Origin of the sequence: Planococcus plakortidis, assembly GCF_001687605.2 — a bacterium.
GTDB classification, from domain to species: domain Bacteria; phylum Bacillota; class Bacilli; order Bacillales_A; family Planococcaceae; genus Planococcus; species Planococcus plakortidis.
This window is the reverse complement of the sequence record NZ_CP016539.2, coordinates 612,776-626,599: the sequence shown is the minus strand read 5'-3', so window position 1 is coordinate 626,599 and position 13,824 is coordinate 612,776. Positions and strand designations below refer to the sequence as shown.

At 53.3% G+C, this 13,824-nt stretch carries 17 protein-coding genes; 4 read left to right on the top strand and 13 right to left on the bottom strand.

From position 1 onward, the window contains the following. Positions 1-118: 118 nt before the first annotated feature. The 9 genes from BBI15_RS03300 to BBI15_RS03260 form a co-directional block, all read right to left on the bottom strand. The gene (locus BBI15_RS03300; RefSeq protein WP_068872193.1) at positions 119-883 is read right to left on the bottom strand and encodes an SDR family NAD(P)-dependent oxidoreductase; all 765 of its coding nucleotides are present in this window, start codon (positions 881-883) and stop codon (positions 119-121) included. A gap of 1 nt (position 884) precedes the next feature. Then, complete coding sequence (locus tag BBI15_RS03295) at positions 885-1,823, bottom strand: 3-hydroxyacyl-CoA dehydrogenase family protein (RefSeq protein WP_068872191.1); 939 nt, start codon at positions 1,821-1,823, stop codon at positions 885-887. Positions 1,824-1,905: 82 nt separating this feature from the next. Next, complete coding sequence (locus BBI15_RS03290; RefSeq protein ID WP_068872189.1) at positions 1,906-3,222, bottom strand: GntP family permease; 1,317 nt, start codon at positions 3,220-3,222, stop codon at positions 1,906-1,908. 31 nt (positions 3,223-3,253) lie between these two features. Next, positions 3,254-4,534, bottom strand: a complete 1,281-nt coding sequence (gene hisD, locus BBI15_RS03285; protein WP_068872187.1) for a histidinol dehydrogenase — start codon at positions 4,532-4,534, stop codon at positions 3,254-3,256. 129 nt (positions 4,535-4,663) lie between these two features. Beyond that, complete coding sequence (locus BBI15_RS03280) at positions 4,664-5,653, bottom strand: LacI family DNA-binding transcriptional regulator (RefSeq protein ID WP_068872186.1); 990 nt, start codon at positions 5,651-5,653, stop codon at positions 4,664-4,666. A 269-nt stretch (positions 5,654-5,922) separates the two neighbouring features. After that, the gene (locus BBI15_RS03275) at positions 5,923-6,171 is read right to left on the bottom strand and encodes a hypothetical protein (protein ID WP_068872185.1); all 249 of its coding nucleotides are present in this window, start codon (positions 6,169-6,171) and stop codon (positions 5,923-5,925) included. A gap of 194 nt (positions 6,172-6,365) precedes the next feature. Beyond that, a complete protein-coding gene (locus BBI15_RS03270) occupies positions 6,366-6,725 on the bottom strand; it encodes a hypothetical protein (RefSeq protein ID WP_068872184.1) in 360 nt (119 codons plus the stop codon). 70 nt (positions 6,726-6,795) lie between these two features. Beyond that, positions 6,796-7,242, bottom strand: coding sequence for a DUF4385 domain-containing protein (locus BBI15_RS03265; protein WP_068872183.1), 447 nt, complete (start codon positions 7,240-7,242; stop codon positions 6,796-6,798). Positions 7,243-7,327: 85 nt separating this feature from the next. Next, positions 7,328-7,993, bottom strand: a complete 666-nt coding sequence (locus BBI15_RS03260) for an alpha/beta family hydrolase (RefSeq protein ID WP_068872182.1) — start codon at positions 7,991-7,993, stop codon at positions 7,328-7,330. Between the two features lie 138 nt (positions 7,994-8,131). On the opposite strand from BBI15_RS03260, the gene BBI15_RS03255 reads away from it, so the two are divergent. Together BBI15_RS03255 and BBI15_RS03250 are read left to right on the top strand one after the other, a co-directional pair. After that, positions 8,132-8,386 (top strand): hypothetical protein, encoded by a 255-nt coding sequence (locus tag BBI15_RS03255; protein ID WP_068872180.1) that lies wholly within the window; start codon positions 8,132-8,134, stop codon positions 8,384-8,386. A 24-nt stretch (positions 8,387-8,410) separates the two neighbouring features. Further along, positions 8,411-8,971, top strand: a complete 561-nt coding sequence (locus BBI15_RS03250; RefSeq protein ID WP_068872178.1) for a maltose acetyltransferase domain-containing protein — start codon at positions 8,411-8,413, stop codon at positions 8,969-8,971. A 53-nt stretch (positions 8,972-9,024) separates the two neighbouring features. Here the strand turns inward: BBI15_RS03250 and BBI15_RS03245 are convergent, their stop codons facing one another. The 3 genes from BBI15_RS03245 to BBI15_RS03235 are packed head-to-tail and all read right to left on the bottom strand — an operon-like array spanning position 9,025 to position 10,989. After that, positions 9,025-9,522: a methylated-DNA--[protein]-cysteine S-methyltransferase gene (locus BBI15_RS03245; RefSeq protein ID WP_068872176.1), complete on the bottom strand. Its 498-nt coding sequence runs from the start codon at positions 9,520-9,522 to the stop codon at positions 9,025-9,027. Further along, the gene (locus tag BBI15_RS03240; RefSeq protein WP_237150903.1) at positions 9,519-10,421 is read right to left on the bottom strand and encodes a DNA-3-methyladenine glycosylase family protein; all 903 of its coding nucleotides are present in this window, start codon (positions 10,419-10,421) and stop codon (positions 9,519-9,521) included. Before BBI15_RS03240 ends, BBI15_RS03245 begins: the two co-directional genes overlap by 4 nt. Next, positions 10,414-10,989, bottom strand: coding sequence for a bifunctional transcriptional activator/DNA repair enzyme AdaA (locus BBI15_RS03235; protein WP_068872174.1), 576 nt, complete (start codon positions 10,987-10,989; stop codon positions 10,414-10,416). The genes BBI15_RS03240 and BBI15_RS03235 overlap by 8 nt, the downstream gene beginning before the upstream one ends. A gap of 204 nt (positions 10,990-11,193) precedes the next feature. On the opposite strand from BBI15_RS03235, the gene BBI15_RS03230 reads away from it, so the two are divergent. Next, positions 11,194-11,772 (top strand): biotin transporter BioY, encoded by a 579-nt coding sequence (locus BBI15_RS03230; RefSeq protein ID WP_068872173.1) that lies wholly within the window; start codon positions 11,194-11,196, stop codon positions 11,770-11,772. A gap of 148 nt (positions 11,773-11,920) precedes the next feature. Then, complete coding sequence (locus BBI15_RS03225) at positions 11,921-12,775, top strand: SDR family oxidoreductase (protein ID WP_068872171.1); 855 nt, start codon at positions 11,921-11,923, stop codon at positions 12,773-12,775. Positions 12,776-12,830: 55 nt separating this feature from the next. Here the strand turns inward: BBI15_RS03225 and BBI15_RS03220 are convergent, their stop codons facing one another. After that, positions 12,831-13,814: an ornithine cyclodeaminase family protein gene (locus tag BBI15_RS03220; RefSeq protein WP_068872169.1), complete on the bottom strand. Its 984-nt coding sequence runs from the start codon at positions 13,812-13,814 to the stop codon at positions 12,831-12,833. Positions 13,815-13,824 lie beyond the last annotated feature (10 nt).

The following is a 13,824-nucleotide window of genomic DNA, read 5'->3' as shown; positions in this document are numbered from 1 at the left end:
GCGGGAGCTCAACCCAAAGCAAGGCAGCGGCTATATTGCTGAAGCATTAATAGAATCCAAAAACACTTCCACACCCAAACCCTCGCTATCTTCATCTGAATGCCACACATCACTCTTCTTATATCGCGGTCCAGCCGCCGTCGACTTTGATCGTTTCGCCGGTGACGAAATTCGATAGATTAGACGCTAAATACAATACCGCGCCGGATGTGTCTTTCGGCTGCGACAGGCCGTCAAGCAGGATGCGGCTGTTGACGTCGTCTTTGAACGCCTGGTCCTCGAACATCTTCTCCGTAAACTCCGTCTCAACGAATGTCGGCGCAACGGCGTTGACGCGGATGCCTTGCTTCGCCCATTCGACCGCGAGCGCTTTCGTCATCTGCACCATGCCGCCTTTGCTCGAGCAATACGCGGCGCGCTTGATATAACCGACAAAGGCCATTTGCGACGCGATGTTGATGATGCGGCCGCTGTTTTGCGCGAGCATGTATTTCGCTGCTGCCTGGCTAGCGAAAAAGGCGGATTTCAAGTTCAAATCGAGCACCGCATCCCAATCTTCTTCCGTCACCTCCAACGCTGGCTTCGCGATATTGACGCCGGCGTTGTTGACGAGCACGTCGATTGTGCCGAACTCCTCGGCCGCGGTATCGATCAATTTTCTCACTTCACCAATATCGCTCAAATCGCCTGCAACCGCGATGCACTTCGGGTTATGGGCACGCAGTTCCTCAAGCGCGGCTGCGAGCGCTTCCTCGTTTCTTCCGGAAATCGCGACGTTTGCGCCGAGTTCGGCGAATGTCAGCGCGATGTCTTTGCCGATGCCTTTGCTGCCGCCGGTGACGACGACCGTTTGCCCTTTGAGTTCAGCGAAATAATTTGTCATCTTAGCCCTCCTGTTCCAAATCGTTTTTCAAAAACTGGATCAAGGTCTGCTCGCGTTTGCGGTTGATTTCTTCGGACACGTAGGGCGCCCACTCGTAGAAGCCTTGCCCTGTTTTATCGCCGAGCTTGTGCTGGTCGACCAACTCTGACAAGATTTTGCCGGAGCGCTGATCGTCCGCTAAGTCTTCGAATAAATAATTCGAGATGGCCGAGAACACATCGAGCCCGCCCATATCCGCCGTCATCAACGGCCCCGTTACCGGAAGGCGCCGCCCGATGCTGTAAGTGACCGCGGCATCGATGTCTTCCTTGCTCGCAGCGCCCGCATCCAACAGCGCTTGCGCTTCCCGGAACAATGCATATTGCAGGCGGTTGCCGATGAAGCCCGGCAATTCCTTGTTCAGCAGAATCGGTTTTTTATTCATCGCCTTCAATAAGGCCATCGTGCGTGCGGTCGCTTCTTCTTGGGTCCGTTCCCCGTTAACGACTTCGACAAGCGGGATCAAATGTCCTGGGTTCCAGAAATGGGCGACGATGAAGCGTTCCGGATGGTTCATTCCTTCAGCGAGCAGCGAAGGCTTGAAACCTGATGTGTTGCTTGCGATGATGACCGAAGGATCGACGAGGCTTTCCAATTGCTTATACAAGTCTCGTTTCAATTGCAGCTTTTCCGGGACGACTTCGAGAATGAATGTCGCCTCTCCTATCGCTTCTTCAAGCGATGTCGTAAATAGGATTCTCTCGCGGATTGCCTGCGCTTCATTGTTATCGAACAAGCCATTGTCTGCCATGACGGCCAGTTTTTGCGCCAAGCCTTTGTCCGCATTCGTGACGTCCTGTTCGTTGATCCCGTAGACGGTCGGCGTGTGGCCGGACCAGGCCGCGGACAGGGCGATCGAATGCCCCATCGTTCCCGCTCCGAGTATTGTCAATTTCTCCATATGAGTTCACCTCTTTTTTAGGATGGATGATACAAGGAAACCCAACAACTTCCGAATCGGATAGCTGTTGGGCATGTGAATCTTATAGGCCGATTGAGAATAAAATCACAGCGAGTACCGCACCGAGAAGCGGCACGACAACGGACAATGCGCCGAATGCCGGATAGGCGTCGCGGTGGGTTTCCCCCGCGATCGAGCGGATCGTCGTGACGACGTAACCGCCTTGCGGCAAGGAATCAAGCGAGCCGGACGAAATGGCGACGGTCCGGTGCAAGGCTTCCGGGTCCACGCCCATATCGAGATAATGGGGCGCGAGCAGCGGAAGCGCAATCGCCTGGCCGCCAGAAGACGATCCGGTGAGCCCGGCGATGACCGCGACAGCGAGTGCCCCGCCGATCAACGGGCTGCCCGGGATGCCGGTCATGACATCGACGGCTGCTTCAAAAGATGGCGTCGCTTTGACGACTCCGCCGAAGCCGACGACTGCGGCGGTGTTGGCGATCGCGATGACCGCTCCCATTGCGCCGTCGCCGAGCGCTTTGCTCAAATTGCGGATGAATTTGATGTTGATCAGGCAAGTCGAGACGATCCCGCCAGTCAAGGCGATAATCAACGCGGAAGTGCCGAGCGAATCATGGAAGATGTACGAGAACCCAAGGACGACAAGAAGCGGAACCATGCTGAGGAGCGGGTTCGGCAATTCTTTGCGCGATTCATTGTCCGGGTCGGTTGGGCGTGATTCGAACTCTTCGCCTTTCGCTTTCGCTTTGTTGATCATTTTCGTCAGCCACCAATAACCGAAGACCATCATGAACACTGCGACGATCGCGCTGACTTCCCAGCCGGCATACGGCGAAGTGCCGAGAAATTCAATCGGGATCCAGTTCTGGATTTCCGGTGAGCCGGCAGACGTCATCGTGAATGTCGTCGAACCGAAAGCGAGTGCCGCCGGAATGAAACGGCGCGGCAAATTCGCTTGTTTAAAGAGGCTGAGCGCCATCGGGTACACCGAGAACGCGACGACGAACAAGCTGACACCGCCATATGTAAGGACGGCACAGGCAAGGACGACCGCAAGCGCTGCGCGTTTCATGCCCATCTTGCCGACGATCCAGCGCGAAACGCTGTCGGCAGCGCCCGTGTCTTCCATCACTTTCCCGAAAATCGCCCCGGTCAGGAACATTAAGTACCAGGACGCGATAAAGCCGGTGAAGCCGTCCATATAATTCGTCAAATAATTGGCTGCCCCATCTCCCGCAAGCTGCGGGAATAAAGGCAAACCGTTCAATACCGCCACGAACAATGCCGTAAGCGGCGCTGCGATGAGCAAGTTCATGCCGCGCATCGTCAGGACAATGAGTAAAATCAATCCACCAAACATGCCGATGAAACCAAGCATCTGTTATTCCTCCCATACCACCTAAATAGAATTAGTTCTTGCCGTATCTTCTGACGCGGAGGAGTGCCTGCTCGGCATGCCCTGCGAAATTCTCCAATTGGCACAAGCGCGCTGCATATTCCCCGATATAGGCGCTTGCTTCGGGTGTCGTCACTTTCTGGTAGGTGACGGTCTTGATGAATTTCCCGACCCATAGTCCGCCAGTGTAGCGGGCGGCGCCTTTTGTCGGCAAGGTATGGTTCGTGCCGATGACTTTGTCGCCATACGCGACGTTCGTTTCCGGACCAAGGAATAAGCACCCATAATTGGTCATGTGTTCCAGGAAGTAATCCGGATCTTCCGTCAGGATCTCGACGTGTTCAAATGCCAAACGGTCCGCTTCGATGCGCGCTTCTTCGATTGAATCGACAAGCAGGATCTGCCCGTAATCATCCCAGGATACACGCGCGACGTCCGCTGTCGGCAAGGTCTCCAATTGGCGTTCGATTTCTTTCACGGTTTCGTTCGCGAGCTGCTCTGAAGTGGTGATCAACGCTCCCGGTGAAGTCGGCCCATGTTCGCCTTGCCCGAGAATATCGGTGGCGACCATTTCCGCATCAGCCGTATGATCAGCAACGACCAAAGTTTCGGTCGGCCCGGCGAACAAGTCGATGCCGACGCGGCCGTAAAGCTGGCGCTTCGCTTCTGCGACAAACGCATTGCCCGGCCCGACGATCATGTCGACCGCTTCGATCGTTTCCGTGCCGATCGCCATCGCTCCCATTGCCTGGATGCCGCCGAGCAAGTAGATCTCATCCGCTCCGGCAAGGGACATCGCCGCAATCGTCGCGTGCGGGATTTCGCCGTTGATCGGCGGTGTGCATGCGATGACGCGTTTAACGCCAGCGACTTTCGCTGTCAAAACGCTCATATGGGCGGAAGCGACCATCGGGTAGCGGCCTCCTGGGATGTAGCAGCCGACGCTGTTGACGGGGATGTTTTTATGCCCCAGAACCACACCCGGGATCTGTTCCACTTCGACATCATTCAAGGAATCGAGCTGCGCTTCGGCGAACGCCTTGATGTTCTTTTGTGCGAACTTGATGTCTTCGATGACGCTGTCTGGAACTTTGGAAACGATTTCATTTATTTCCGCATCAGACAAGCGGAACGATTCAGGCGCCCATTTATCGAATTTTTCGGACAGTTCACGGACCGCTGCGTCTCCGCGCGTTTCCACGTCCTTCAACGCCTCTGCAACGATCTGCGATACTTTCGAATCGTTTGCGCTCACTTCTTCCTGTGATTTCCCTGCTTTCAATACTTTGACCATTATGAAAACCTCCATTACTGATTTCTTGCATACGTATTCAAATCAAGCTACAAGCTCTTTTTGAATACGTATGCAAAACTGTTGTTAAGAACAAGAATATTTTAATTATTTCAGAAAGTCAACCACAGATTATGTGGTTTTTCTTTCCACGAAGCTTCCTTCCACTTCGACAGCCCGCGCCCGGCCCGTGTATTCGCCGATTTCCGACAGCAAATAATTTACCGTTTCATCGACCATTTTTTCGATCGGCTGTTCCCACGTCGTCAGTTCGTACGCCGGCCAGGAAGCCATGTCGATATTGTCGAAGCCGATCACTTTGACGTCTTCGGGAATCTTGACGCCTTGCTTGCGGAAGGCATCCAGGACACCGAGCGCCATGATATCGTTCGCCGCAAAAACGGCAGATGGGGCCGCTCCTTCCGACAGGATCTTCTGCGCGGTTTCGTAACCTCCGTTATAGCTGAAATCCGAGGTGTATTTTTTATAGGCGATGCCCCGCTGCTTCAATACTTCCGCAAATCCCTGTTCGCGCTCACGGCTCGTCGAGGTGTCTTCGTTTCCGGAAATATACACCATCTCCCCCGTTTCACCCGCCACCAGGTATTCAGCGATTTTACGGCTGGCGTTCAAGTTATTGCAGCACACCGAATGGAATTGGCTGCTTGTCAGTTTGCGATTGAAAAAGACTAGCGGAATGCGGTTGGCCTGAAACGCTTCTGCGACGTTCATCGACATCGACGCATCCGTGATGATCACTCCCGCCACGTTGTAATTGAGCAAGGTGTCGATGTCGTCGCTTTGGATTTCGTCATTGTTCGTATGGACGAACAAGACGCTATAGCCGTGCTTTTTGAACGAAGTGGTGAATTGCTTGAGGACCTGCGGATAGAAGGGGTTCTGGACGCCTTTCATGACCAGGCCGATGATTTTTGAACTGTTGGTGATCAGGCTTCTGGCGTATTCATTCGGCCGGTAGCCAAGCTCTTCGGCTGCGGCCAACACTTTTTGGCGGGTTTTTTCGGTGACTTTCGCTCCGTCGAAAAACACGCGTGAAACTGAGGACTGGGAGACCCCTGCGAGCTTTGCGACATCCTTGGCATTGACTGTCGGTTTCATCATACATTCATCCTTTTCCGTTGATCTGCTTGGCTTTCAGATTACACCATCCCCCATTATTTTGCATCTGTTTGTTGGAAATGAATGTGTGTGGGATTGAAAAGAAGCGAGAGGAGAAGATTGCGCTTTTCGGCTGCGTTCCAGGAGGCTGCTTAGGGCTCGCAGTGGCGGGTCATGCAGCTGATGCGACAGGACACCGCGCTTTCAGCTGCCCGGGACAGGTGCCCAAATTTCATTGTGTTCGGGCATTCTGCTACGCAAATGAATGGAAGTTAATTAGTTCTGATCCACCAATCAAATTTCTGGTCCAAGCACCAACATTCCTGACGCCGCGTGCCGGCAAGCGATTTTTCCCTATCTTTATCTACACACCACCAATAAAAAGCAGGGGCAGCGAATACCCAATCGATAAAATATGACAATATCTTAATTCCACAAATAAACTGATTCATTCCGCAAACAAACTTCTCCTTTCCACAAATAAACTTTTTATTCCACAAATAATCCGCTTCATTCCACAAATAAACTTCTCCTTTCCACAAACAAACTCTCTATTTCACAAAACCTGCTTCATTCCACAAATAAATCGCTCTATTCCACAAATAAACTTTTTATTCCACAAATAATCCGCCTCATTCCACAAATAAACCTCTCCTTTCCGCAAAAAACCCTCCCCATCCCACAAAAAAACCGCACCCGATCGGATGCAGTTTCGCTATTCCTGTCCTTCACTTTTCCTGAACACATCCCAGCTGCCGTCTTGCCGTTTGGCGAGGAGCACGTCGGGGTCTTCGTTGCTTGTGTAGATCTCGGCGCCTTCAGCGAGGAAGTTGGAAGAAAAATCGGCAGTCGGCATGACTTCCGGTTCGGTCGATTGGGTGATGGCACCAAGCCGCGCGGATTCGCTGTATTCGCTGCCATCCAGTTCGCCTTCCCATAGATATTCTTCGCCTTCCACCATCAGGATGCCGGCGTATGATCCGGACTCTTCGCCGTTCGTGAACGTCTGTCCGCCGCAAGCCCCGAGCAAAAGCAAGACGGCTGCCAGGGCCAGCGTTTTCCAAAATGGATTCATTATCGCACTCCCCCTTTCCTATCGTCTATTCGACGTTTTTTTGGCGGCTGCGTTTCACGCTTTTGCGGGTTCAGCCGTATTTTTTCTGGTGGTCTTTTTTGCGGCGCAAATAATCCTCGTCTTCGCGGATTTCGTCCCAGCGTTTTTTGAAGATGGCTGCGGATTCGGCTTTTTCCTCGTCAATCTGGCGGTCTTTGATCGAACCGTCTTCGTTATATTTGCGGCCGCCTTTGTAATTGGTGTAGCGCCGCGCACGGGTGTAGCCCATCTGGATGAATTTGCGGGCCATGTCCATGCCGACGAAATCGTCCTGTTTGCGGTACTCCTCGAACATCTCGGAAATCTTGTCGCACGATTCCTGGGCGATGTCCGGCGTCTTGAAGCGCCAATGGGGCAGGATTTCGCTTTTATACGGTTCGACGAGGAGTACACCCTGCTCACCTTTTCCGACGCGGTATAGTTCGGGGTTTCTCCTCAAGTCCAGGTTTTTATAGTCCAGATCGTAATCGAATGCCATCGTGCACCCTCCTTTTGCTGAGACTATACCCCGTCACGCCAGTAAAAAAACGGCATGAAAAAACCGCCTCGCGGGCGGTTCCTGGTCAGGCGTGTTCGATGCTCTTGTTCGAGAAATCCCGGATGTCCGTGATGACGTCTTTCAGGATGTCGATCGATTTCAATGGATCGCCGATAAAGTCCATGCCGTGGTTGACCTCGTTCAAGACGTGCGAATCCAGGCGGCTATTGGCCTGGAGTTCTTCCATCCGGTTGCGGTCGTAATAATGGTCTTTGTCGCCGATGAAGCTCAGCGCAGGATTCGGGCACTCTTTCATCGCCTTGAAGACGTCCTCGTGCTTGATGAGCGGCGTCAGCCAGACGGTTTTCGCGCCCTTGAATTTCTTGCGCTCGAGTTCGCTTGCGAGCGCGATCGTGCCGAGCGATTTGGCTACGAGGAAGAATTTTTCGTAAATGCTTCCTTTCAGCACTTGGTCGACCACTTGTTTGACGTCACGTTTTACCGCTTCGTCGATCTCTGCCATCGTGTACTGGTCGTACAACGGGTTCGTATAATCGTAATTGATGCGCAGGATATCATATTCCTGTTCTGCGAGCAGGCGCTCCGTGTAATGAAATAACGGGCTTTTGGCCGTATAGCCGATGCCCGGCAGGAAGATCGCGAGTTTTCTCGTCTGGTCCTGGTTCAGGACAAGGCTGTAATTGATCGCCTGGCCTTTGTCCCCTTGGATTGTCCGGTTGATTGTTTTCATTGTTTCCACCCCTTTCCTCTAGTATAAAGTTTTTCCTGTTAATTGCATGTAAATTTTCCTAAGAATTCGAAAACTTCATTACGGGCGGTTTTTCTTCTCTGTTATAATATCCATATCACCAATAGGGAGGCGGTTCTTGTGTGGAAAGGCATTCGCTGGACGGCGTTTTCGGTTCTGCTGGCCATCAGCATCCTCTTTGCCGTCAAAGGCGTCCAAGTATGGCTGATGCGCCATGCCACGGAACCGGTCGCGATCCATTTCTATTTCTTTGAAATCGGCGAAGCGGTGCTGCCGGGCAATCTGGTATCCTATGCCGTGGCGTTTTTCGTGGCGGCGTTCATTACCGCGGTCGCGGCATTCGCCTTTATCGCGAGGCGGCTATTTGGATTTTAATTAGATCGGGAAAGAGGGATTTTGATGAATACGGAAAAAGACAAAATGCTGGCCGGGGCGCTTTACCGGGCGGACGATCCGGTACTCGTGCGCGAGCGCGTGAACGCGAAGCGGCTATTGCGTTTGTTCAATAAATCGATGGAGACCGATGGGCAGGAACGCAAGCGCTTCATGAGCCAATTGCTCGGCTCGAGCGGCGACCATTTGTACATCGAGCCGAATTTCCGCTGCGACTACGGCTACAATATCCATGTTGGCCACAATTTCTTCGCCAATTTCGACTGCGTCTTCCTCGACGTCTGCGACATCCGCATCGGCGATAATTGCCTCGTCGGCCCTGGCGTCCATATCTATACGGCGACCCATCCGCTCGATATCGAACAGCGGCTTTCCGGCTACGAATACGGCAAAGGGGTGCGCATCGGCGATAATGTGTGGATCGGCGGGCGGGCGGTCATCAACCCTGGCGTCACGATCGGAGACAACGCCGTCATCGCTTCCGGCGCCGTGGTCGTGAAAGACGTTCCGGCGAATACCGTCGTCGGCGGCAATCCCGCAGTCGTCATCAAGACGCTTGAAAACTAATCGGCAGGCCACAGGAAAAGGCAGCAAATCGCTCGGATTTGCTGCCCTTTTTTTCATGTATCGAGTGATTGGCCGTTCCGGACCGCTTGTTCGTGCTTCAACAGCCATTCCTTGCGTGTCAGGCTGCCGGCATAGCCGGTCAATTTGCCGTTCGACCCGATGATGCGGTGGCACGGGATGATGATGCTGATCTTGTTTTTGCTATTGGCGTTCCCCACTGCCCGGACGGATTTTTCGTTGCCGACAGCCCTTGCGATATCGCGGTACGAGGCCGTTTCGCCGTAAGGAATCGCGGGCAGCGCCGCCCATACTTTTTGCTGGAAGTCGGTTCCGGACGAAAGACACGGCACGGTGAATTCCATGCGCTGCCCTTTGAAATATTCATCCAGTTGCTGTAACGCGTCTTTCAGCACTTGAGGTGTATCCACGTCCACCGCATAGAGCGGCTGCTCCCGTTCGCTGAAATAAAGCGATACGATGCCTTGTTCGGTGCCGGTGATTTCAACGACGCCAATCGGCGATGGGTAATCCACTTGATGCAGTTCACTCATAATAACACCCTCCATAAATAAAATGTCGCGTACGCTTGCCAGCCTACCCAGGGTTCCGCTAACTTCTCAATCTCGGCAATCGCCGGTTTTTGCTCGAGCCCTAATTGCTGCTTCAAGGCATTGTGCAAGCCGACGTCGGATACCGGAAACGCGGAGTTGAAGCGCAGGCATTTCATCATGACGTAATGCGCGGACCATGGCCCGACGCCGCGGATCGCCACCAATTGTTTTTCGGCTTGCTGCTCTGTTTTTTCGAGCAGTTCGTCTTTTGCGAGACGGCCTTCAGCCAGTTCACGGGCGATGCCGATGATGTATTCCGCTTTCCTCCCCGAAAATTGCAGCTTCTTCAGTTGCTCCACTTGCAGCGAAGCGATCGTGTCGGCGGACGGAAACGCCCAATACTCGATTCCGCCCACTAGATGCGAAGTTCCGAACTGCTCGATCAAGCGCCGTTTCAAGGTGTAGGCGAAAGTCAAATTGATCTGCTGGCCGGTGATCGCCCACACGAACGCTTCAAATAAATCCGGCATGCCCATTATCCGGAGCCCTGCGTGATGCTCCACGACTTTCCGAAGAAGCGGGTCGCGTGCCGCCATCGCGTAAAACGGCTGTAAATCTGTCTCCAAGTCGAACCAGTCTGTCACATACCGGACGACTGCCTGCTTCCCTTGTTGGGACGGCGACTGGTGCGGAAATTCGATGTGCAGCGCCCCTTCGGAATAACTCAAATCGAATAAGGCCACTTCATTTTCAAGAACCAACAGCTTGGTGATTCGCCCGTCTTTGATTGTATGGAGCAGTTCCTGGTCGGAGCGGCCGAGAATGGCCAGGCATTCCGTGAAATTAAAATCGGCCGGCGCAGGGATTTTCAGCCTTGATGGTTCCATTTCGCTATCCATTGTGCCGCGCTCCTTTCGCTTTTCTGTAGTCGCCCGGCGATTGCTGTTTCAGCTGCCTGAACACTTTATAAAAATGAGACGTGCTTTGAAAGCCGGCCTCGAGGGAAATTTCCAAATTCGTCTTACCGGTGTTCGCAAGTAAATCGGCCGCTTTGTCGATGCGGATCTTTTCCAGATAAGAGCGCGGCGTTTCACCGGTTTCCTGTTTGAACAGCCGGTCCACATAGGAGGGGCTCATGCCGATATGGGCAGCCACTTCGTCCAAGCCGATTTTTTGGTCGTAATGGCCCCTCAAGAAGGCGATGACTCGCTGGGTGAATTCAATCGCTGGTGACTGCCCGATTTCCGGCTGGCATCTTTTGCATGCCCGGAATCCGCGATTCTCCGCTTCTTCGACGGAGAAACAGAATTCCACGTTGCGCTTTTTCGGCTTGCGCGACCGGCAGGACGGACGGCAATAGATCTTCGTCGTCTTGACGCATGTGAAAAACAAGCCGTCGTGTGCCCGGTCGCAAGCCAGGAATTTCTCCCACATCTCATCGAACGTGAACTTCGCTTGAATCTCCATAGCCGCCGCCCTCCTTTACTTTCTATTCTATCTTTCTCATTTTATCATTGCATCCCTGCAGCATTCGTCCTCATTTTTGCGCTCATGGTCGGGTCCACTCTCTTGTTCGGCGAAAAGCTTATTGACTTCCTCTTTGCCGTTCGGATATCATTGTGTTAACTTATTTTATATTTTAGTTAACTAAAAATGAAGGGACGTTTTCACATGACAGCATCAAACAACAAATTGCGGATGATGATCGTGACGGCTTTGTTCGCCGCCATTATCGGCATCCTCGCTCAAGTCACCATCCCCTTGCCGCTCGTGCCAATCACCGGGCAGACTTTGGCGATCGGCCTTGCCGCCACGATTTTAGGCGCTCGCTATGGGACATTATCGATCTTGGTCTATCTCGCTATCGGCGCTGCCGGCATGCCGGTTTTCGCGCAAATGTCTGGCGGATTGGGCAGTTTGTTCGGGCCGACGGGCGGCTATTTATTCGGGTTCATCCCGACCGCTTTCGTCATCGGCTATTACCTCGAGAAGATGGGCTTCACCATCCGGAACGCCGTCGTCGCCAATATTCTCGGCATGTTCGTCGCGCTCGGTTTCGGGACAGTGTGGCTGAAGATCTTCGCGGAACTTTCCTGGGCGGGCGCCTTCATGGGCGGATTTGCACCGTTCATTCTCGTCGGCGTCATCAAAGCGGTACTCGCTGCATGGATCGGCATTTCGGTGAGGAACCGCTTGGCATCGGCGAAGCTTCTCCACGGGTTGGAAACACGAAATCATTCTTCTCTATAATTAACTTACAGCTTTCGAAGAGATGAACCGAAGACGGTTCGTCTCTTTTCGATTTGGCCAATTTCCGTTTAAGTTAGGGCGCATCCCGGGTATGCATTGGAAGTATAAGTAAATCAACGAAAGCAAACAACCCGAGGAGGAATTCACCATGGCAACTGAAAAAATATTGATTACCGGTGCCGGCACCGGATTCGGCAAGAATATTGCGTTCAGCTTGGCGGAACAAGGAAAATCCGTCATCGCAGGCGTTGAAATCATTTCCCAGGTTTCCGCGTTGGAGCAGGAAGCGAAAGAGCGCGGCGTGTCGATGCAAATCGAGAAATTGGACGTCACCAACCCGAAAGACCGTGAAAAAGCGTGGGGCTGGGACATCGATGTCTTGGTAAACAACGCGGCAGTGTCCGAAGGCGGATCGCTTGTCGACATCCCGGAAGAAAACCTGCGCCACCAATTCGAGGTCAATGTCTTCGGGCCGATCCTGTTGACGAAAGGCTTTGCGCGCCAAATGATCGAAAAACGCGCCGGCCGCATCGTCTTCGTCTCTTCTGTTTCCGGCTTGATGGCAGACCCGTTGATGGGGCCTTATTGCGGCACGAAACACGCGACGGAAGCTTTCGCGGATTCCTTGAGCAAGGAGCTGCAGGAATTCAAGGTGGAAGTGGCGACGATCAACCCTGGGCCATATTTGACTGGCTTTAACGACCGCGAGTTCGAGACGTGGAAAAACTGGCAGTCCGATTCGGAAGAAACGGTCTTCGACTACGAGAAAGCCGCTTTCCCTTACGAACAATTCGACCCGGAAGAAGTCACCGAGCCATCGGTCAAAGTGATTCTCGGCGAAACGAATCAATACCGCAACGTCATCCCGGAAAAAATGATTCCGCAAGTGAAAGAACACATGGAAGCGATGTGGAGCAAAACGACCACTGAAGGACTGGGCGAGCGCAACGAAACCGTCCAGAAATCGTATGAGATCGAACCCGGCACGCCGGCTGACTCATAATCCGAATACAAAAACTGCCCAGAGGCCAGGCCTCTGGGCAGTTTCGTGTTTTCATTTACAGTTCAACATCCGTTCCCATCTTGCCGTCCTGCGCTTTCCGGTAAACGCCTTTCGCGACAGCTAAATCGAAATACGCCGCCCCGACACATTTGAAGAACGTGATCTCATCTTCTGTCTCGCGCCCTTTACTTTGTCCCGTTACGAGTTCGGCCAGTTCCGCATGGAGCCGGTCGAACGACCACTTGCCGGAATCCGCGGCGTGGATCAACTCCCCCGCCTCTTCCTGGACGCCTGCGAGATCGTCTGCGACAATTTTATCCGCCCGCGCAATGGTCGTTTCGTCCATCTCGCGCATATGCGGCAAATACGAGCCGACGCCGTTGATGTGCGTGCCTGGCTTCAAGTCATTGCCGTCAAATACCGGTTCAGTCGAGCGCGTGGCACAAGCGACGATGTCCGCTGCTTCGACAGCTTGTTTCGCATTCGCTGCGATTTCGATTCTGGCTTGGACACCGAACGCTTCCAATTGTTCTTTAAAGCGCATGGCTTTTTCTTCTGTGCGGTTAAACAGCAAAATCGTCTCGATGTCCCGGACTTCGAGCACGCCGAGCACTTGCTCGAACGCCATGGCGCCGGTCCCGATGACCGCGAGCACGCGGCTGTCCTTGCGTGCGAGATGATCGGTGGCGATGGCACTGAGCGCGCCGGTGCGCAGCCGTGTCAAATACGAGGCGGTCATCATCGCGACATGCTCGCCGTTTTTCGCGTCGGATAATAAAATCACCCCTTGCGTCGTCGGCTTGCCTTGTTTCGGATTGTCCGGAAAAATAGTCACCACTTTGACGCCTGCGAGTTCCTCTTGTGTATCGGCGCTCGGCATGTACAAGGCAGAGGCTTGCCGCTCCGGGAAATCAAGGACTGTGCGGTGCGGGTTGTCGATCTTTCCTTGCTGCTTGGCGTGTAGCAAGGCGGTGACGTCTCCGATCGCGTCACTCATTTTGTAGTTTTGCTGGATTTGCTGTTCGTTGATGATTTTCATGGGGCCCTCC